Here is a 19678-nt window from a genome sequence, read left to right as displayed (position 1 = left end):
CGCGCAGCGCCGCCCTGGTCTGACCGGAATACAAGCCGGCCCCGACCCTGGCCCCGGCCGCGCGCCACGCCGGCGTTGCCTGTCCCGGCGTGCCTTGCTGCCAGCCGCACCACCGGCGGGGCCCAAGACAAGGAGCGCCAATGAAGGTGTTGCTGCGAGCCGTGCTGTTTCTGGATGCCCTGGTGGACCTGCTGCTGGGCGTCCTGCTGTTGATGTCCCCGTTCACCACGCTGTACGCGGCGCTGCAACTGCCGCAGCCGCAGCCCGCGCTGTTCGGGCAACTGCTGGGCGTGGCGCTGGCCGGCCTGTCGGTGCTGCTGTGGCAGGCCGCGTTCAACGGCCAGCTGACGGTACCGGTGGCACGCACGGCCGGCTATGTGAACCTGGCCAGCGCGATGCTGATCATTGCCTGGATGGTGTTCCTGGAGCTGCCGCTCGAAGGCGCCGGCAAGATCTGGCTGCCGACCATGGCGGTGGTGCTGCTGTTTTTTGCCGCGGTGCAGATCCCCGCGGCGAAACGCGTGCGCGTGCGCGAGCAGCAGCTGAAGATGGAACGCGCGCTGAAGGAACAGGAAACCAGGAAGGAACCCGGCGTCGCCCCCGCGGCGCGCCCAACGAAACCCCCAGAATACCGGCGCGAGCCGGTCATCACGCCGCCGCCGGGCTATGGCCCCGGCACGGAAGTCATGGCCGAGCCCGCAACGGAAGACACGCCATCGGCCCATCATGCACGACAAAATCCTCATTCTTGATTTCGGCTCGCAGGTCACGCAGCTGATCGCCCGCCGCGTCCGCGAGGCGCACGTCTACTGCGAAATCCACCCGAACGACGTCTCCGACGACTTCGTGCGCGAGTACGCGCCCAAGGCCGTCATCCTGTCGGGCAGCCACGCCAGCACCTACGAAGACCACCAGCTGCGCGCGCCGCAGGCGGTGTGGGACCTCGGCGTGCCGGTGCTTGGCATCTGCTACGGCATGCAGACCATGGCCGTGCAGCTCGGCGGCAAGGTCGAGTGGAGCGATCAGCGCGAGTTCGGCTATGCCGAGATGCGTGCCCACGGCCATACCGCGCTGCTCAAGGACATCGAGGATTTCCGCACGCCGGAAGGCCACGGCATGCTCAAGGTCTGGATGAGCCACGGCGACAAGGTCACCGGCCTGCCGCCGGGCTTCAAGCTGATGGCGTCGACCCCCAGCTGCCCGATCGCCGGCATGGCCGACGAGGCGCGCGGCTACTATGCGGTGCAGTTCCACCCCGAGGTCACCCACACCGTCAAGGGCCGCCAGATGCTGGAGCGCTTCGTGCTGCAGATCGCCGGCTGCAAGGCTGACTGGGTCATGCGCGACCACATCGAAGAAGCCGTCGCCAAGATCCGCGAACAGGTCGGCGACGAAGAGGTGATCCTGGGCCTGTCCGGCGGCGTCGATTCGTCCGTGGCCGCGGCGCTGATCCACCGTGCCATCGGCGACCAGCTCACCTGCGTTTTCGTCGACCATGGCCTGCTGCGCCTGGACGAAGGCAAGATGGTGATGGAGATGTTCGCCGGCCGCCTGCATGCCAAGGTCGTGCACATCGACGCTTCCGAGCAGTTCCTCGGCCACCTGGCCGGTGTGACCGACCCCGAGCAGAAGCGCAAGATCATCGGCCGCGAGTTCGTCGAAGTGTTCCAGGCCGAGGCCAAGAAGCTGACCAACGCCAAGTGGCTGGCGCAGGGCACGATCTACCCGGACGTGGTGGAATCGGGCGGCACCAAGACCAAGAAAGCCACCACCATCAAGAGCCACCACAACGTCGGCGGCCTGCCGGAAACGCTGGGCCTGAAGCTGCTCGAGCCGCTGCGCGACCTGTTCAAGGATGAAGTGCGCGAACTCGGCGTCGAACTGGGCCTGCCGCCGGAAATGGTCTACCGCCACCCGTTCCCGGGCCCGGGCCTGGGCGTGCGCATCCTGGGCGAAGTCAAGCGCGACTACGCCGACCTGCTGCGCCGCGCCGATGCCATCTTCATCGAAGAACTGCGCAAGACCATCGCCACCGAACAGGACGCCGCCGCGGGCCTGTGCGAGCCTGAGCACGTCGGCAAGAGCTGGTATGACCTGACCAGCCAGGCCTTTGCCGTGTTCCTGCCGGTCAAGTCCGTGGGCGTGATGGGCGACGGCCGCACCTACGACTATGTCGTCGCGCTGCGCGCAGTGCAGACCACCGACTTCATGACCGCGCACTGGGCGCACCTGCCGTATGCGCTGCTGGGTCGCTGCTCGAACCGGATCATCAATGAGGTGCGGGGGTTGAACCGGGTGGTGTATGACGTGTCGGGGAAGCCGCCGGCGACGATTGAGTGGGAGTGAGTTGACGTCCTTCGGGACTATCGCCAGTTATCGAAAAACTGCCGTAACATATTGATTTAAAAAGAAATACGTTACGGCAGCTATCGCCGGCCAGCGGAACAGGTTGGCGGTAAATGTGGCGGTAAGAACCGGAGGCCGGATTAAGACCCTCCCGTTCACTATTGAGACCAAACCGGTCTTTGACGGTAAAAGTCTCGTCTGGAAAGCTGATTTCATGCGGCTTTCCGGGCATCAGCAGGTCTCCTGACCCTTGACGGTAAAAGCCGTCACCAACAGGAGGAAAACCTCGATGCTTACCGACACCGCACTGCGTAATTTGAAGCCTAAGTCATTGACTTATAAGGCTTCTGACCGTGATGGGATGTACGTGACGGTATCGCCCACCGGTACCGTCACCTTCCGATACGATTACCGTCTCAACGGTCGTCGTGAGACCCTGACCATTGGCCGTTACGGGCCGGCGGGTATTTCGCTGGTGATGGCCCGCGAAAAGCTGATCGACGCCAAAAAGGCCGTTGCTCAGGGCAAGCCCCCGCTCTGGAGAAACAGCGCGAGAAGCGCCGGCTGACCGCCGCCAAGACCTTTGGCGACGTGACCGAGAAATGGCTGGTTGGCGCCCGGATGGCCGACAGCACCAAGGCGATGCGCAAGAGCATCGTCGATCGGGACATCCTGCCGGCCTTCCAGAACAGGCAGCTCAACGAAATCACCGCTGATGACCTGCGCGCCCTCTGCAATAAGGTGAAGGCGCGCGGTGCTCCAGCCACTGCGGTACACGTCCGCGACATCGTGAAGCAGGTCTATGCCTTCGCCATCCTGCACGGCGAGAAGGTGGACAACCCGGCTGAGGATGTAAGGGCCGCGTCGATTGCGACATTCGTGCCGAAGGATCGCGCCTTGTCGCCGCTAGAGATCCGGCTGATGGCGCGGCAGATGGAATCGGTGGCGACCTATCCGACCATCCGGCTGGCGCTGCGGTTCCTCGCGCTCGATCTACAACAAGGCCGAGTACGCCGAGCAGCGGCGCCACATGCTGCAGGAGTGGGCCAACATGATCGATGCCTGGATCGATGGCCAGACCTACGTGCCGAAGCTGATGCCGGAGAACGTGGTGGTGCCGGTACTGAGTGCGACCGTGTGACAGGGGGGCGCATGCAGATCCTCTTGGAATGTGCCGCTGATGGACGGCGGGTGGTTTGCCATTGTCGTAAAAAGATCACCGTAAGTGATCGAATTTTTCGTTTGCCGAACCATCGAGTCTTGGCAGAAGTTCGAGAAAGCTGTATTTTGAGCACTATGAGTGACCAAAATGCAGGAAAACTGAACCGCCTATTGGCTGATCTGGGCGACACGCGCCTGGTTTCCAGTCGCTGGCTACGGGCGCACAGCTACTCGAACAGCCTCGTCGCACGCTATGTGGGCAGTGGCTGGCTGGTGTCGCCGGCCCGTGGCGTGTATATGCGCCAGGGCGGGCGTCTGCAGTGGGATGGTGTGGTGCGCAGCCTGCAGGCCGGGGAAGGGATGCCGCTGCATGTGGGTGGGCGCTTCGCGCTGACCCTGCAGGGGCACGAGCACTACCTGCGCCTGGGCGATGCCGGGACGATTACCCTCTATGGGCCGGAGCGGCCGCCAGGCTGGATGAGCAAGCTGCCGCTGCAGGAGCGCTTCGCGTTCCTGGGCAAGGGTCCGTTCGATTTGCCTGCCGTGTCGTTCACGGCCGAGGTGTCCGAGTCCGTGCTGGCCGGGCAGGGGCTGGCGTGGCATCGGATGGACTCGGGTGCCGAGTCGGCACTGGTGTGCTCCACGCCCGAGCGGGCCATGCTGGAGCTGTGCGATGGCGTGTCGGATGCGGCGCTGGTCTATGAGGCTGATGCGCTGATGCAGGCGATGACGACGCTGCGGCCGCAGCGTGTCGGTCTGATGCTGCGCCACTGCCGCAGCATCAAGGCGAAGCGGCTGTTCCTGGCCCTGGCCGAACGCCACAAGCATGCGTGGCTGTCTCATGTGCCCCTCGATGGGGTCGAGCTGGGCCGGGGCAAGCGCGCGCTGGTGCCCGGCGGGCGCTTGCATCCGACTTACCAGATCACCCTACCGGGAGACCTCGATGAGCACCTGGCTTGACCATTGGGATCGGCGCTACACCGACCGGGTGCGGCTGCTGGTCGATATCCTGCCGGTGCTCGCGCAGGAGCCGCGCTTTGCGCTCAAGGGCGGCACGGCCATCAACCTCTTCGAGCACGACCTGCCGCGCTTGTCGGTGGATATCGATCTGGCCTGGCTGCCTGTCCACGACTACGCCGAGGATGCGAAGCTGATTGCCGAAGCCCTTGGGCGATTGGCAGATGTGCTGCGCGCCCGCCCGTTGCAACTGCAGGTGCAAACCTCGGCGGGCGAGGGCGCAGGGACGGTCACGCGGCTGGTGGCTAGCCGCGGCCGCGCGCGCGTGCAGATCGAGACGACGCCGGTGATGCGCGGCACGGTGCATCCGGTGCGCAGAATGGTGGTGCGCCCGCGGGTGGAGGACGCATTCGGCTTCGCCGAGGTGCAGGTGCTGGACTTCGCCGACCTCTATGCCGGCAAGCTCGCGGCGGCGCTGTCGCGGCAGCATCCGCGCGATCTTTTCGATGTGGGCTTCCTACTGGACGATGAACGGGCGGATGAGATGCTCTGGCGCACCTTCCTCGTGTACCTGACTTGCAGCCCCAAACCGGCGCGGGAGATGCTGGCGCCGCGCGCGCCTGCGGATTTCGAGGCCACTTTTGAGGCGCATTTCAAGGGCATGACGACCGAGCCCATTGAGGTCGGAGCCTTGCTGGAAAGCCGCGAGCGCCTGTTGTCGCGTGTGGCAGCCTGGCTGGATGAGCCGTCGTGTGCGTTCCTGTGGTCCGTGGAGAACGAGCAGCCGGACTTCGGCCTGATCGGGCTTGCGCATGCGGCGGAGTTGCCGGGTGTGCGGCGCAAGCTGCACAACCTCGCGCAGCGCACGGCAGACAAGCGTGCGGCAGACCGCCAGGCGCTTGAAGAAGCGCTGGCACGGGTTGCAGGCGGCAGATGATGAGGAGGGCTGACGCGATGGCTCACGATTTCACACTGGTCTATGAGTTAGGCCGAGACATGGGTTGCAGGACGATGCTCTGCGCCGACAGGCAGACAGCGAGTGAACCGATGCTCCGGTTGACTGGGAGCGGAGCCAATCATGAATGACAACGCACGCGCAGACCTACGGCGAAGCGGTCGATGCGGCCACGCTGATCCCGCACATGCTGGAGGCTTTCATGGCGGGGGATCGGGGCTTTCGCCGCAAAGCGCAGAAGAGCCTGCCGGTGCGCGCTCCAACCTGAACTTGCTAAAATGGCGCCATGCACGGGTAGGTGCTGGCCGTCCGCAATGGCAAAGTTCACTCACTACCAATGGCGATTTCCATTGGAACCTTGATCGGATTCCTACCGAGCGGACCCTAGGAGTCTTCGATTGAGAACCAATGAAGATGAGCACCATCACATGGGCCGATCTGGCCCGCCTCAAGAAGGCCGCCAAGGCGGCCAAAGCCATACTCCCCGACCTGACGCATATGCAACGGCTCAATGCCATTGCCGCGGCCGAGTATGGAGTGCGCCACTTCCACGAACTGGAGAAGCGCTACGACGCGCAAGTGGCCAGCCACGTTGACGTGGACGGCGGTGCGGACCACTGCCGCTTCTGCTCCTTCACCTTTGATGGGACGCTGCCAGCTGACATCAAGGCGCACAGCGAGCGGCATCAGCTCTTCGAGGAAGCGCAGGCGGCGCTGGGCTTCGTACCCATGCCGTACAAAGAGCGCGAGCAGGTCAAGCGCACCGGGTACGAATGGATGCGTTCGCCCGATCCGGGAACTCAGCGGCAAGGTGCGCTGGCTGTTCTGCTGTCCCACTTTGAGCGTTCGATGGAGCGCGCCGTCGACGGCGGGCGCTGGCACAAGCACCCATACTTCGTGGAGTACCTGGCGTATGCGCTGCTCGGCGCTGGCTTTATCCCCGAGTCGATCCGACAGCGGCTCGCCAAGGAGTACGGCGATAAGCCTGGGGTCATTCCGGCTGGCTCTACGGACTGGCCGTCGCAGGCCGCCATCAAGCTGAGCCGTTCTGCTCCTGATGCTGCCGCCTCTCTGCGGCTTCGAGAGAGCGTGGCGCAAGCTGCAAAAACTGCCGCAGAGGCGTCGATCGCTCCCTGACTTGAGTTGCCCGCGGAGGGGGAAATCTCCCTCCAAGGCACGACGGTGGGCGACGAAAAACAAGAACGAGCCCCCCATCGCAAAGCATATGACGATCGAGACCTACCGCCGGTACCGCCGCATACTGAAGACCATTCCTTTCAAGGGAAAGTACGCTCCGTATGGGTGGGGGGAGCTTCCTCAGACTCTGTGTATTGCCTGGCTACCCTATAGCCAGATGTTCGACGAATTCTCCCGAGAGTTGGCGAATGCGCTGAATGGGCTTGCTAACTACACGCATCAGTTGGCGGCTTGGCGCGATCTTCTGGCTCCGATGGATCAGCAGCGGTAACTGGATGCGGCTGTGGATTTCATTGATCCGGTTGCTACCGTGGCGCTCAATCTGCCGTATGTGATCCGTTCGCGCTTCATTTTTGCGTCGGCACACCTGTGCCACCAAGCCAATCACGCGAAACAAGGGGCCACGTGGAAGGACGAGTTTCCCTTGGATGGAGAGGTTTGGTTCGATGCGGCAGACAAGTATGGGAAGCCTTGGAAGCGCTACAGCACTTTCAAGGCTCGGCTGGAGAAGGTCGGAGCTAAGGACTACCAGACGGCCACCCACGACTTCCGAAACGCCTACAACCATCGGTTCTCTCCCCGGATCGTGATCGGGATTTCCAATCTCGTAACGCGACGGGTAAACAAGGCCACAGGCTCCGTGTCCTATGGCTTCGGTGAGACGCCGGCCCTGACGTTGCTGCGCGTCGTCGAGTTGCTGGAGACCCAGTGCGATCGAGCCCATCGAGCGTTTGAGTCTTTCCAACAGTTGGTAAGGGAGCACGAAGCCGCAATCCGCGGCGACAACACCGCATCCCTCGCCTCCATCGAGAAAGCATCCGGCCGTACAAGCGGTGTCTAGGGAGGATGACAACGCTTCTTCGTCTGCGCTATCGCTTATAGCGATTGATGATGGTGTCGCTAGGGTCGTCGCCGCGCAAATCGCTCCATCTTCCGCGCCAGCAAAAGATGCGCGCTTCTGACGGTAAAAGCGACTGAGGCTCCATGTCGATCTCTGCCAATCCCTTTAACCACGCGGGTTTGGGCGTCTTGTTGATGTTCGAGTGGGAGTGATCCCACGTCCGGCCTGAGCTGGCACCAAATAGCACGAAAGCACCTCTAAGCCCGCGTAACTGCGGGCTTTTTTCATGTGTGCCGAGCATGCCCAACGGTTCGGGGGCAAGTCCCCACCGCCGAAGACCGGGAGCGCCCGGAGAGAAGGGCGCAGCCGCCCTTGCCTCTATGCTGTCGATTTTGTAAGATTGCAGTCAATGAAGTCATAAATGAGATTTTGACTATGGCAATCCTGACAGTGCGGAATGTGCCCGATGAGGTGCATCGCGCGCTGCGCTTACGGGCCGCCGAGCATGGCCGCAGTACAGAGGCGGAGGTGCGCGCGATTCTGGAAAGTGCAGTGAAGTCGGAAAAGCGCATCCGCATGGGCGACGCTCTGGCGGAGCTTGGCCGTCGCGTAGGGCTGACAAACGATGATTTTGCAGTGTTGGACCAGGTGCGCGACAAGGTGCCGGCAGAACCCATGAGGTTTGAATGATTGTCTTGGATACGAATGTCGTCTCCGAGGCGATGAAGCCCGAACCTAGCCCGGCCGTGCAAGCTTGGTTGAATGAGCAGGTAGCGGAAACCCTCTACCTGTCCAGCGTGACGCTGGCCGAACTGCTGTTCGGCATCGGCGCGCTGCCGAACGGGAAACGTAAGAAAGGCCTGGGCGAAGCCCTGGACGGCTTGCTCGAACTGTTCGGCGAGCGGGTGCTGATGTTCGACACCGAAGCAGCTCGCCATTATGCCGAGCTGGCGGCGAAGGCCCGCACAGCCGGGAAGGGTTTTCCAACACCCCACGGATATATTGGGGCTATTGCGGCTTCCAAGGGATTTATCGTAGCAACACGCGACACCAGCCCTTTCGAAGCCGCTGGGCTTACTGTTATCAATCCTTGGAACCATCAGTAAATCCGACGGCACCAACCTGTCGCAAACCACTGTCACCGCGATTCAGCAGGTGGCGCAGGTCCAGAAGCAAATCGAGCAATACCGGACGCCGGTTGACGATAATAGATGCTCCCCTACCGGCATCCCTGCAATGCTGCCGTGACCCAACTTACGCTACCAGGATTCGAGGCACCCCAGCTGGCTGCGGAACATCGCTTGTTCTTTGCCGCGATGCCCGATCCGGACGCCGCTGCGCGCATGGCTGAGATAGCCGGAGGGCTGCGGGTCGAGATGCATGTCAAGGCCAGGCCGCTGCGCTCGGAGCGCCTGCACATTACGCTGCACCATCTTGGCGACTTTGCACGTGTGCCGGAGGTAATCGTCGCGCGTGCATGCGCCGCGGCCACAAGCCTTGACCTGCCGCCATTCGGCGTGACGCTGGATCGGATCTCCAGCTTCAATGGGCGGCCGGGACATCATCCTTTGGTGCTGACCGGGAGCGCCGGACTGGATGCATTGATCGGCTTTCAGCAAGGACTTGGGGACGCTCTCAGAGGGGCCGGCCTGCGCGTGTCACGCGCGCGTTTCACGCCCCACCTCACGTTGCTGTACGACGAAAGCAGGTTCGCTCCGCGTGCGATTGAACCGATCAACTGGACCGTACGCGAATTTGTCCTGATCCACAGCTGGTTTGGCAAGACGCACTATGACGTAAAAGGGCGCTGGCCGCTGAGGGGAAGCGGCCCATCGGTCTGAGGCCAGATGCGTTGCGACCGCCGGGCGCCTGGCACTTCCCGTAGTTCCAGCTCAGGCCTGCGGCCCGCGGTTCGCTGCATCCATTGCCGCAAACACTTCTTCGGCCATGTGGAACGCCGAGTTGGCGGCCGGCACGCCGCAATAGATGGCGGTCTGCAGCAGCACTTCCTTGATCTCGTCGCGCGTCACGCCATTGCTGGCGGCGGCGCGCAGATGCAGCTTCAGTTCCTCGGCGCGGTTCAGCGCCACCATCATCGCGATGGTCAGCAGGCTGCGCGTGTGCCGCGGCAACCCTTCACGGGTCCAGATCTCTCCCCAGGCATAGCGCGTGATCAGGTTCTGGAATTCCTCGTTGAAAGGTGTCAGGCGCGCCAGCGAGCGGTCTACGTGGGCACTGCCCAGCACCGCGCGCCGCACGGACAGGCCGGCCTCGTAGCGGGCCGGGTCGTCGGTGACGGGCAGGCGGCCCAGAATGAAGTCGAGCAGCGCGGCGGTAAAGCGGCCCGGTTGCTCGAAACTGGAGATATGCGCCGCCGGCAGTTCGACAAAGCGCGCATCCGGCATCGCGGCGGCAAGATCGCGGCCTTCCTGCGCCGTCGTGGACGGGTCGTCGCTGCCCGCGATGACCAGCACCGGCACGGGGATCGTGCGCACGGCTTCGCGGAAATCCGCATCGCGCACCGCGGCGCAGCTGGCGGCGTAGCCGCGCGGGTCGAGTGCCACCAGCACCGCGCGCAGCGGGTCGAGCGCGCGCTCCGCGGTGGCCGCAAATCCCGGGGTGAACCAGCGCTGAATGGACGGCTCCACCATGATGTCCATACCGTCGCGCAGCACGCTGTCGATGCGGGTATTCCAGCCGTCGGCATTGCCGATCTTCGCCGCGGTATTGGCCAGGACAATCTTCGGGAAGCGTTGCGGCGCATGCACACCCAGCCACATGCCGGTCAGGCCTCCCATCGACACGCCGCAGAAGACGGCCTGCGCGATGCCCAGCACGTCCAGGATGGCCAGCACGTCGCCGCCCAGCTGCTCCATGGTGTAGGCATCGCCGGGCGCGGTCGAGCGTCCGTGGCCGCGCGTGTCATAGCGCACCACGCGAAAGCGCCCGGCCAGGGCGTCGGCCTGCGGCTGCCACATGGTGTGGTCGGTGCCGAGCGAATTGGAAAAGACGATGGCCGGCGCATGGTCCGGGCCATCCACGGTATAGAAGAGCCGGGCGCCGGCGTGATCGAGATAGGGCAATGCTGTCTCCGGGAATCCTGTCTGTGGTGGTGTGCAATCAGCCGGCGCCGCGCTGCGCCAGCGCCGCGTGCCAGGCCTGCACAGCGGCATCGGTAAAGGCCGCGGACTGGCCGGCATAGTTGGCGGGATCGGCCAGGCGGTCGAGCGCGGCATCGTCGAGCAGCCCCGCGTGGGCGGGGTTCTCGCCGAGCGTCCGCGCCAGCGCCTCGCGCAGGGTGGTGCCTTGCGCCACCGCGCGGCGCGATGCCTGCTCGACCACATGGTGCGCTTCAAGCCGTCCGATGCGGCCGCCGAGTTCCAGCATGGCGGCCTCGCCGAGGATCAGGCCGTGCGTGAGGCCGAGGTTGGCGCGCATGCGCGCCGCATCGACCTGCAGCCCTGCCACCACCTCGCCCATCTGGCGCAGCGCGCCCGCTGCCAGCGTGACGATCTGTGGCAGCGTATCCCATTCCGCCTGCCAGCCACCCAGCGCGCGCTCGTGTTCCTGCACCATGCCTGACAGCATGGTGGCTACCAGCGGCGGCACGCGCACCGATGCCGTCAGCACCGCCGCGCAGCCGACCGGATTGCGCTTGTGCGGCATGGTGCTGGAACCGCCGCGGCCGGGACCGGCGGGCTCGGCGACCTCCGCCACCTCGGTCTGCATCATCAGCGAGATATCGCGCGCCATCTTGCCCAGCGTGCCGGTGAGCATGCCGAGGGTGGTGGCCACCTCGACCAGCCGGTCGCGATGCGCATGCCAGGGCAGGGCGGGCAGGTCCAGCCCCAGCTCGCACGCCAGGCCGCGGGCCACGTCGGGAGCAGAAACGCCGAGGCTGGCCAGCGTGCCGGCTGCACCGCCGAACTGCAGCGCGCGGGCGCGCGCCTGGGCCGCGTCCAGCCGGCCCAGGTCGCGGCGCAGCGCATCCAGCCAGCCAGCAGCCTTCAGGCCGAAGGTGGTGGGCAAGGCGTGCTGCAGCCAGGTGCGGCCGACCATTGGCGTGCCGCGATGCGCCGTGGCCAGCGCGGCGCAGGCATGGCCCAGTGCAAGCAGGTCTGCCTGCAGCGCGGGGAGGGCATCGCCCAGTTGCAGCACCAGCGCGGTGTCGAGGATGTCCTGGCTGGTAGCGCCCCAGTGGACGAAGCGCGCGGCTTCCGCATCGCGCGCCGCCACGGCGGCGGTCAGCTGTTTCACGAAGGGAATGGCGAGATTGCCGGCAGCCACGGCGGCCTGGGCCAGCGCATCCAGGTCGATGACGGCACGGTCCGCGCAGACTTCGGCGATGACCGGGGCAGCCGCCGCGGGAATCACGCCGCAGCGGGCCTCGGCACGGGCCAGCGCCGCTTCGACGGCGAGCATGCGTTGCACGGCGCCGGTATCGGAGAAGATCTCCAGCGCGGCCGGGCTGCCGAACATGGAATCGGTGAGGCGGGTCGAGCTTGGCATTGGGGGCGTGGAAAATGTGTGCCGCCGCGACATCGGCGGCACGATGTTGCGTGATGCGTCAGATGTCGAAGAATACCGTCTCGCACGGGCCCTGCAGCACCACGTCCCAGCGCAGCGTGCCATTGCCCTGGGCCGAAGCGACGAGCGTGCCGCGCCGCCCGGCTGGCACTTGTGCCAGCACGCTGTCGGCGGCATTGGCCTCGGCTTCGTCCGGGAAGTACAGGCGCGTGGCCACATGCTTGACGAGGCCGCGCATGAACACCGACACCATGATGTGCGGCGCCTGCGGCTTGCCGTCTTCGCCCGGCACCACGCCCGGTTTGACGGTGACAAAGCGGAACGAACCATCCTCGGCGGTGGGCACGCGGCCGAAGCCGGTGAAGCCCGGCACCAGCGGCAGCTCGCGCGTGTCCTCCGGGTGGCGGTAGCGGCCGGCCGGGTTGGCCTGCCAGATCTCGACCATGCCGTCGGGCACCGGGGCGCCGGTGCCGTCGGTCACGCGGCCTTCGATGACGATGCGCTGGCCGGCCAGTTCAGGGGCGTCGGCGGTGAGGTCGGCGCAGTTCAGGCCGGTCAGGCCGATGTGCAGGTAGGGGCCGACAGTCTGGGAAGCGGTGGCATACAGCATGGTCTTACTCCATCGGCGTGGCATCGCGGCCACGCAGCACGATATCGAAACGGTAGCCCAGCGCGTATTCAGGCTGCGTGGTTTCCCAGTCAAGCGCGGCGATCAGCCGCTGGCGTGCCTTCTCGTCGGGCACGCAGTTGAAGATCGGGTCGAACGGCAGCAGCGGGTCGCCCGGGAAATACATCTGCGTCACCAGGCGCGTCGCGTACGCGTTGCCGAACAGCGAGAAGTGGATATGCTGCGGCCGCCAGGCGTTGTGGTGATTGCGCCAGGGATAGGCGCCCGGCCTGATGGTCTTGAACTGGTAGCGGCCGTCGGCGTCGGTCACCGTGCGGCCTTCGCCGGAGAAATGCGGGTCCAGCGGGGCATCGTGCTGGTCGCGCTTGTGCACGTAGCGGCCGGCGGCGTTGGCCTGCCAGACCTCGATCAGCGCATGGGGGACCGGGCGGCCGTTCTCGTCCAGCACGCGGCCGGTGACCAGGATCCGTTCGCCGATCGGCTCGCCGCCATTGCCGACGGTCAGGTCGTTGTCGCCCTCACGCATAAACTCGGCGCCGAAGGTCGGCCCCGTCACTTCGGACAACGACTGCGGAATCCTTACCAGCGGCTGCGACGGCGAGCGCAGCACGGTCGAGCCATAGGGATCGAAGCGGTATTCGGGCTGGGTGTCCCAGTAGGGACGGCGGTACTGGGCAAGGCTGGGCATGCTGTTCGTCTCCGTGTTGTGGGGGTTGCAATGACTTTAAGACACGCTTAAATTCAAGTAAATTGAGATATTCGGAAAGTTAGATGAATTTTTGATATGGAACCGCAAGGGCAGGCCATCCTGGATATCTTTCGCAGCCGTGTGCGGCTGCGCCACCTGTATTGCTTCGTGGCCGTGTCGCAAACACAGCATCTCGCACGCGCCGCTGACCGTCTCGGGCTGACCCAGCCGGCCGTTTCCAAGACACTGAGCGAACTGGAGGAGCTGGCCGGCACCCGGCTGCTGGTGCGGCGGCGTGCGGGCACCGAACTGACCACCGCCGGCACGCGCTTCCTGCAGCATGCGTTGCGCATCCTGGCCGACATCGATGCCGCCGCCGGCAGCGTCACGGGCGAAGCGTCGCAGACGCACGAGCGCATCCGCCTGGGGGCGCTGCCGAGCGTGGTACCCGCCGTGCTCACCGATGCCGTGCTGCGGTTTCGCGCCAGCTTTCCGGAGGTCGGCCTGGACATCCGGACCGGCATGAACCGCAACCTGATCGACCAGCTCAAGGCTGACGTGCTGGACCTGGTGATCGGCCGCATGGACGATCCGATGGCCATGGAAAGCCTGTGGTTCGAGTCGCTGGGGCCTGACTCCCTGGTGCTGGCCGTGCGTCCCGGCCATGCGCTGGCACAGGCCTCGCGCCCCACGATGCTGGACTGCCTGGCGTGGCCGCTGGTGATTCCCGCCGTGGGTTCGATACCCCGGCACAACACCGAAAGCCTGCTGGCGCGCCACGGGCTGCGCCTGCCGGACGGATGCGTGGAAACCTCCGACGCCTACCTGGGGCGGCTGCTGGCCGAGCAGAGCGATTGCGTCTGGGCAGCGCCGATGTCCGCCGCCCGCCGCGCGATGGATGAAGGCGGCCTGGTGTCATTGCCGATCGATACCCTCGGCACCGAGGAACCGGTCGGCCTGCTGCGGCACAAGGACCGCACGCTGACGCCGATGGCCGAGGCGCTGGCGGACTGCGTCCGGGCGGCGGCGCATCGGGAGGCTTCATTGCACGGTCGGCCGGCCCCGTGACGGGCAGCTCAGGAACAGCGGCGGACGGGCTTCGCTTACTTCTTACTCGGCAATGACATGCGCAACCTTGATGGTCTGCGCATAGCGAGCCGCCTCGTCGGCAATGACCTTCGCGTAGTCCGCGCTCGATCCTCCCACGGGTTCGATACCGGCAACGTGGAACTGCGAGACCACCTCGGGCATCTTGACTGCCTCGGAAACCGCGCTGGCCATTTTTTTGACCACGGCGTCCGGGGTTCCCTTTGCGGCAAGCAATCCGACCGTCACGGCGAAGTCGTAGCCTGGCACCACCTCGGAGATCGCCGGAATCTGCGGCGCGAGATCGGAGCGCTTCAGCGAGTTGGTGCCCAGAATCTTGACTTGCCCCGATTTGACGAAGCCGGATAGCGAAGGCAAGGCGGCAAACACCACCTGGACCTGGTCCCCGATCAAAGCCGGAACGGACTGGCCGGAGCCACGGAACGGCACGTGCTTGATATCCAGCTTGAGGGCGGTTTTCAGTGCTTCCATCGACAGGTGATGGGTGCTGCCGATGCCGGAAGATCCGTAGTTCAGCGCACCCGATCTGGATTTCGCCAGCGCGACAAAATCGTTGAGCGAGTTGGCTGGAACGCGTGCATTGACGGCGAGGAAGAGCGGGGACCTGGCGGCAAGCGAGACGGGTACGAAATCGCGCTTGGGTTCATAGGACAGGTTCTTGTAGATCGCCGGATTGATGGACATCATCGAGCCGTCGGTCACCAGGAACGTGTAGCCGTCGGCAGGGCTCGTCATGAGCGCCTGGGCGGCGACCACGCCATTGGCGCCGGGCCGGTTGTCGACGACGACCGGCTTGCCCAGTCGTTGGGTGAGCTGCTGGGACAGAACGCGTGCAACGGTGTCAGGCAAGCCGCCGGGCGCATAGGGAACAATGAAGCGGATGGCCTTGGCGGGCCAGGCATCGGTGCTGGCCATGGCCAATGCGGGAACGAAGGCTGCGGTGAGGCCGAGGCCCAGGCTGAGGCAAAGCCTGCGTCGTGCAAGCCGGGTTTGGGGGCGGTTCATGTGTTGTCTCCACGTTACGATCGTAGTGCATGCGGCGGCCCCTGGCGATGCCGTTCTGACGACGGCATTCGTGGGCTCGCTGCGCTGGGGTTATCCGGATGGTGGTCTTGGGCGAGCCATGGGTTCAGGCGACCGGTGATACGTCGGCCGGATGTGGCGAAGCCCTTGCCTGGCGCGTGAGCGTCACGTCCCGCTCCTCGCGCGCCGAGGTCAGCATTGCCAGGCAGACCTCGAGCGTGGAGCGTGCCCACGCGCCATCATGGAGCGGCTCGCGCCCATGGACGACGGCATCGACCAGTTCGTCGATGACCTCGAAGCGGGGCACCGCCGGTGCCGGCAGGGGGATGTGCTCGCGCTGCGAGTCGGCGTAGACCCAGATGCCGTCCGGCATCGGCCGGATATCGGCATGCTCGCAGCTCACGATGACGGGGCCGAAGTGCTGGTTTGAGAGGGCGCGTTCGGCGCCGGCGGGTGCCTGCCACGACGGGCCGCCATAGGTGCCATCCGCCTTCAGGCGCGCCTCCGCGTCCGCCGAGCCGATCGACGCCAGCTTGCGGCGCGCGCGGCCGTAGTCCGCCTCGCGCGTGGCGAATCCCATCTCGCTGAAGCCGCCGTTCCACGGGTCCGTGTCGAACCGGCCATAGCCGCTGTAGGTGAGCGACGCGTAGGCGCCGTCCTCGAACCAGAGCATGGCGCCATAGGCGCCCTCGGTCGGACGGGCCGGGTCCCATCTGCCCAGTGTCGCGCGCACACGTGTGGCGGGAGCGCCTGCCAGCAGCCGCACCACGTCGACCTGGTGCGCGGCCTGGCTGAATACCACGCCGCCGCCGGCCTCCGTCTGCAATTCTTCCGGGCGCCGCGGGCGGTACAGGAAGTCGGTGTAGTTCAGCGCGTGGATCATGCGCACCGCGCCGAAGCGCCCTGACGCGATCAGTTGCCGCGCGTGCAGGTATGGCGAATCGAAGCTGTGGCAATGCCCCACGATCACACGTACGCCGCCGCGCCCGCAAGCCTCGATGATCCGGTCGCACTCGGCCAGCGAGATCGCCATCGGCTTTTCCACCAGCAGGTGCTTGCCGTGTTCCGCCGCCAGGCACGCATGCGCGGCATGGTACTGGTGCGGGCTCGCGATGTAGACGGCATCGAGGTCGGGCGACGTCACCATTGCCGCCAAATCCTCATAGACAGGCGCATCGAAATCGCGCGCGAACTGCTGGCGTGCCGCCTCGCGCGGATCGCAGGCGGCGGCGAGCCGCACGCGCTGGTCCGCGAGGAACGTGGGCAGCATCAGCGAGAAGGCCCGGCCGAGCCCGACCACGCCCAGGCGTACTTGCCGGGTTGCGTTGGCGCTCATAGGTCGATCACCAGTTCCGCGCACTTTGCCCGCGAGACGCAGATCATCACCTGGTGGTCCATCTCCTCCGGCATCAGCACCATGTCGCGATGGTCCGCCTCGCCCGAGACCAGCCCGGTGCGGCAGGTGCCGCAGGTGCCGCTCTCGCAGGATGACGGCACATTGCAGCCATGCTGGCGCAGCACGTTCAGGATGCTCGCCCCGACCGGCACTTCGTAGCGTTGCCCGCTGCGGCTGAGCACCACGTCGAACGGCTTGTCATCGGCGCGCACGCCGCCGCCCTCGTTGAAGCTTTCGAAGTGGATCCGGGTGGCGGGCCAGTGCCCCGACATGTCGCGCACCGCCTCCATCAGGCCGCGCGGGCCGCAGCAGTAGATGTGGGTGTCGCACGGGCGCTCGAGCACCGGCCACAGATCGAAGGCCCTGGCAGGATCGCCGAAATCGTGGTGGATCTTCACCTTTCCCTTGAGTTCGGGCGCCTGCAGTTCGTCCAGGAAAGCCGTGCTTTCCGGCGAGCGCGTGAAGTAATAGAGCCGCCACTTTGCGGTGGAAAGCTCGTCGAAGCTGCGGATCATCGAGAGAATCGGCGTAATGCCGATGCCGCCGGCGATGAAGACGAATGCCCTGGCATCCTCCTGCAGCGGAAAGGCGTTGTCAGGCAGGCCGACCGGGATCAGGTCGCCCTCGCCGGCGTCGTCGCACAGGCTCTTCGAGCCACCCTGTCCCTGTTCGTCGCGCTTCACGGTGATCACGTAGCGGTGACGCTCGGCGGGGTCGTTGCACAGCGAGTACTTGCGCAGCATGCCGTTGGGCACCTGCACCTTGATGTGCGAGCCCGGCGTGAACGGCGGCAGTTCGGTGCCGTCCGCCTGCACGAACTCGAAGCTGCGGATGCCTTGCGCGGCGTCGTGGATGCGCGCGATGCGCAGCAGCATCGGCGTGTCTGCATGGGGTTCGGGATGGTGCGGTGTGGTAGTCATGATGCGCATTCCTGTCAGTCGACGATGCGCATCGACAGGTCGATCGCGCGCACGTCCTTGGTCAGCTTGCCGCTGGAGATCCGGTCCACGCCGGTGGCGGCGATGGCCTGCAGCGATTCGAGGTCGACGCCACCGGAGACCTCCAGCAGCGCCCGCCCGGCGTTCAGCGCGCAGGCGCGCCGCATGTCGTCGAGGCTGAAGTCGTCCAGCAGGATGCTGGTGGCCCCGGCGGCCAGGGCTGCCGCCAGCTCCTCCAGGTCTTCCACCTCGATCTGCACCGGCACGCCGGCACCCAGCTGCGCTGCGCGTTCGAGCGCCTCGCGCACGCCGCCGGCCGCGGCGATATGGTTCTCCTTGATCAGGATGGCGTCCCACAGCCCCAGGCGATGGTTGGCGCCGCCGCCCACGCGGACCGCGTATTTCTGCGCCAGGCGCAGCCCGGGCAGCGTCTTGCGGGTGTCGAGCATCGCGCAGCCGTTCGGATTGGGCGATACCCCGGCGATCCGCTCGACGTAGCGGCGCGTCACGGTGGCGACGCCGGACAACGTCTGCAGGAAATTCAGCGCCGGGCGTTCGGCGGACAGCAGTGCCCGCGCGTCTGCGGTGATGCGGCAGACCTCGGCGCCGGCCAGCACGGCCTCGCCCTCGGCAATCCGCCATGCGATCGACGCGTCCGGATCGAGCCGCGCCACGCATGCGTCGAACCACGGCTGGCCCGCGATCACCGCGTTTTCCTTCGCCACCACGCGCGCCTGCACGTGCCTGGCCGCAGGCACGAGCTGCGCCGTCCAGTCGGCGCGCCCGATGTCCTCGCGCAGCGCGTCGTCGACGTTGCGGCGCAGCGCCTGCTCGAGGGTTTCGTTGTACTCGAACATCTTTGCTCCTGGATGTGCGCGGGCAGGGGGGCGCCCGCGCGTTCGTCAGATGCTGTAGGACTCGTAGGTGGCGGGATGGAACATTTCCGCCACCGGTACCAGCCGCTCGGACAGGCCCTGGCCATGGTGATGGCGGGAGAACGTCTCCAGCGTGCGCAGGTTCGCCTGCACGCCGTACGACCAGTAGTCCTCGCCCAGCGTCTCGCGCGCGGCCTTCAGCATCTCCTCCACGAACGGCATCGTCACCTTGGTCGCGGAGGTATCGGACAACTGCGCCAGCGCGTACGCCTTGGACTGGCTGAACGCCTTGAATACGGCGCCCGGCAACCACGGCTGCGCCTCGGCAAGGGTCTTGCGGATGCCCACCACATGCATGATGGGAAACACGCCGGTGCGCCGGAAGTAGTCTTTCGCCTCGGCGGTCGGATCGTCGAAGAGCCAGCCCACGTTTTCGTTGCGCAGGGCCGCCGCGCCCGGGGGCCGCGGTGCGATGAAGCCGTCGATCTCGCCGCTGTCGAGCAGGTCGGAGATCGTGCGGCCTTCGGGCGCTGCCTCGACGCGGACATCGGCGGGAAGCTGCAGCTTCACCTTCTCAGGACGCCCCGGCGTATCGATGCCGCCGCGTACCCAGGTCACATCGGACGGGTGGATGCCAAAGTCGTCCTGCAGGATCGCACGCGCCCACACGATCGCGGTGAGCTGGTACTCGGGAATGCCGATGCGGCAGCCTTTCAGGTCCTGGGGACGTCCGATACGGTCCTTGCGCACGTAGATGGAGGTGTGGCGGAACGCCCGCGAGAGGAACACGGGCACCGCGATGTACGGGCAGTCGCCGCGCGCGTGCCTGACCAGGTAGCTGGAGAAAGACAGCTCGCTGATATCGAAGTCCTGGCTGCGCATGGCGCGGAAGAACATTTCCTCGGGGTTGAGCGTCATGTAGACGGGATCGACGCCGTCGATCTGGACGCGGCCATCGAGCAGCGCGCGGGTACGGTCATAGTCGCCCATGGCGACGGAGAGGCGGAGTCTGGTCATCGGTGATGGAGTGGGGGCTCGG

20 protein-coding genes and 2 pseudogenes are annotated in these 19678 nt (G+C 65.7%); 13 read left to right on the top strand and 9 right to left on the bottom strand.

Annotated elements, in window-relative coordinates:
• Positions 1-140: 140 nt before the first annotated feature.
• From JTE92_RS21865 to JTE92_RS21810, 12 genes and pseudogenes are all read left to right on the top strand, one after another.
• Positions 141-752: a hypothetical protein gene (locus tag JTE92_RS21865; RefSeq protein WP_063237849.1), complete on the top strand. Its 612-nt coding sequence runs from the start codon at positions 141-143 to the stop codon at positions 750-752.
• Complete coding sequence (gene guaA, locus JTE92_RS21860; RefSeq protein WP_063237848.1) at positions 727-2346, top strand: glutamine-hydrolyzing GMP synthase; 1620 nt, start codon at positions 727-729, stop codon at positions 2344-2346. The genes JTE92_RS21865 and guaA overlap by 26 nt, the downstream gene beginning before the upstream one ends.
• A 289-nt stretch (positions 2347-2635) precedes the next feature.
• Positions 2636-3342, top strand: a pseudogene (locus JTE92_RS21855) (tyrosine-type recombinase/integrase); the annotation flags it as partial.
• A gap of 300 nt (positions 3343-3642) precedes the next feature.
• Positions 3643-4467 carry a type IV toxin-antitoxin system AbiEi family antitoxin domain-containing protein gene (locus tag JTE92_RS21850; protein ID WP_063237847.1) on the top strand — a complete coding sequence of 275 codons (825 nt, stop codon included), beginning with the start codon at positions 3643-3645 and terminating at the stop codon, positions 4465-4467.
• The gene (locus JTE92_RS21845) at positions 4451-5401 is read left to right on the top strand and encodes a nucleotidyl transferase AbiEii/AbiGii toxin family protein (RefSeq protein ID WP_063237846.1); all 951 of its coding nucleotides are present in this window, start codon (positions 4451-4453) and stop codon (positions 5399-5401) included. Before JTE92_RS21850 ends, JTE92_RS21845 begins: the two co-directional genes overlap by 17 nt.
• 154 nt (positions 5402-5555) lie before the next feature.
• Positions 5556-5687, top strand: a pseudogene (locus JTE92_RS21840) (DUF2274 domain-containing protein); the annotation flags it as partial.
• 140 nt (positions 5688-5827) lie between these two features.
• Positions 5828-6556, top strand: coding sequence for a hypothetical protein (locus JTE92_RS21835; RefSeq protein WP_063237845.1), 729 nt, complete (start codon positions 5828-5830; stop codon positions 6554-6556).
• Positions 6557-6644: 88 nt separating this feature from the next.
• Positions 6645-6887, top strand: a complete 243-nt coding sequence (locus tag JTE92_RS21830; RefSeq protein WP_174544844.1) for a hypothetical protein — start codon at positions 6645-6647, stop codon at positions 6885-6887.
• 12 nt (positions 6888-6899) lie between these two features.
• Positions 6900-7457, top strand: coding sequence for a hypothetical protein (locus JTE92_RS21825; RefSeq protein WP_174544843.1), 558 nt, complete (start codon positions 6900-6902; stop codon positions 7455-7457).
• Between the two features lie 435 nt (positions 7458-7892).
• Complete coding sequence (locus JTE92_RS21820; RefSeq protein WP_063237844.1) at positions 7893-8147, top strand: FitA-like ribbon-helix-helix domain-containing protein; 255 nt, start codon at positions 7893-7895, stop codon at positions 8145-8147.
• On the top strand, positions 8144-8563 hold the full coding sequence (locus JTE92_RS21815) for a type II toxin-antitoxin system VapC family toxin (protein ID WP_063237843.1): 420 nt from the start codon (positions 8144-8146) through the stop codon (positions 8561-8563). The genes JTE92_RS21820 and JTE92_RS21815 overlap by 4 nt, the downstream gene beginning before the upstream one ends.
• Positions 8564-8701: 138 nt before the next feature.
• Positions 8702-9298, top strand: a complete 597-nt coding sequence (locus JTE92_RS21810; protein WP_063238080.1) for a 2'-5' RNA ligase family protein — start codon at positions 8702-8704, stop codon at positions 9296-9298.
• 51 nt (positions 9299-9349) lie between these two features.
• On the opposite strand, the gene pcaDC is transcribed toward JTE92_RS21810, so the two are convergent.
• From pcaDC to pcaH, 4 genes are read right to left on the bottom strand one after another with little or no spacing between them, the layout of a single operon-like run.
• Positions 9350-10540 carry a bifunctional 3-oxoadipate enol-lactonase/4-carboxymuconolactone decarboxylase PcaDC gene (gene pcaDC, locus JTE92_RS21805; RefSeq protein ID WP_063237842.1) on the bottom strand — a complete coding sequence of 397 codons (1191 nt, stop codon included), beginning with the start codon at positions 10538-10540 and terminating at the stop codon, positions 9350-9352.
• 37 nt (positions 10541-10577) lie between these two features.
• On the bottom strand, positions 10578-11966 hold the full coding sequence (locus tag JTE92_RS21800; protein ID WP_084254485.1) for a 3-carboxy-cis,cis-muconate cycloisomerase: 1389 nt from the start codon (positions 11964-11966) through the stop codon (positions 10578-10580).
• Between the two features lie 58 nt (positions 11967-12024).
• Positions 12025-12594 carry a protocatechuate 3,4-dioxygenase subunit alpha gene (gene pcaG, locus JTE92_RS21795; protein ID WP_063237840.1) on the bottom strand — a complete coding sequence of 190 codons (570 nt, stop codon included), beginning with the start codon at positions 12592-12594 and terminating at the stop codon, positions 12025-12027.
• A gap of 4 nt (positions 12595-12598) precedes the next feature.
• Positions 12599-13300 (bottom strand): protocatechuate 3,4-dioxygenase subunit beta, encoded by a 702-nt coding sequence (gene pcaH, locus JTE92_RS21790; protein ID WP_063237839.1) that lies wholly within the window; start codon positions 13298-13300, stop codon positions 12599-12601.
• A gap of 96 nt (positions 13301-13396) precedes the next feature.
• Here pcaH and JTE92_RS21785 point away from each other — a divergent pair, with 96 nt between their 5' ends.
• On the top strand, positions 13397-14368 hold the full coding sequence (locus JTE92_RS21785) for a LysR substrate-binding domain-containing protein (protein WP_063237838.1): 972 nt from the start codon (positions 13397-13399) through the stop codon (positions 14366-14368).
• 42 nt (positions 14369-14410) lie between these two features.
• Here the strand turns inward: JTE92_RS21785 and JTE92_RS21780 are convergent, their stop codons facing one another.
• The 5 genes from JTE92_RS21780 to JTE92_RS21760 form a co-directional block, all read right to left on the bottom strand.
• Complete coding sequence (locus JTE92_RS21780) at positions 14411-15412, bottom strand: Bug family tripartite tricarboxylate transporter substrate binding protein (RefSeq protein ID WP_063237837.1); 1002 nt, start codon at positions 15410-15412, stop codon at positions 14411-14413.
• 124 nt (positions 15413-15536) lie between these two features.
• Positions 15537-16766 carry a Gfo/Idh/MocA family protein gene (locus tag JTE92_RS21775; RefSeq protein ID WP_063237836.1) on the bottom strand — a complete coding sequence of 410 codons (1230 nt, stop codon included), beginning with the start codon at positions 16764-16766 and terminating at the stop codon, positions 15537-15539.
• Positions 16763-17746 carry a PDR/VanB family oxidoreductase gene (locus tag JTE92_RS21770; protein ID WP_063237835.1) on the bottom strand — a complete coding sequence of 328 codons (984 nt, stop codon included), beginning with the start codon at positions 17744-17746 and terminating at the stop codon, positions 16763-16765. Before JTE92_RS21770 ends, JTE92_RS21775 begins: the two co-directional genes overlap by 4 nt.
• Positions 17747-17760: 14 nt before the next feature.
• A complete protein-coding gene (gene nadC, locus JTE92_RS21765; protein ID WP_063237834.1) occupies positions 17761-18621 on the bottom strand; it encodes a carboxylating nicotinate-nucleotide diphosphorylase in 861 nt (286 codons plus the stop codon).
• Between the two features lie 45 nt (positions 18622-18666).
• On the bottom strand, positions 18667-19656 hold the full coding sequence (locus JTE92_RS21760; protein WP_063237833.1) for a hypothetical protein: 990 nt from the start codon (positions 19654-19656) through the stop codon (positions 18667-18669).
• Positions 19657-19678 lie beyond the last annotated feature (22 nt).

Origin of the sequence: Cupriavidus oxalaticus (assembly GCF_016894385.1) — a bacterium.
Classification (GTDB): Bacteria; Pseudomonadota; Gammaproteobacteria; order Burkholderiales; family Burkholderiaceae; genus Cupriavidus; species Cupriavidus oxalaticus.
Note: the sequence above shows the minus strand (reverse complement) of the source record. Positions and strands in the feature narration are given on the sequence as shown.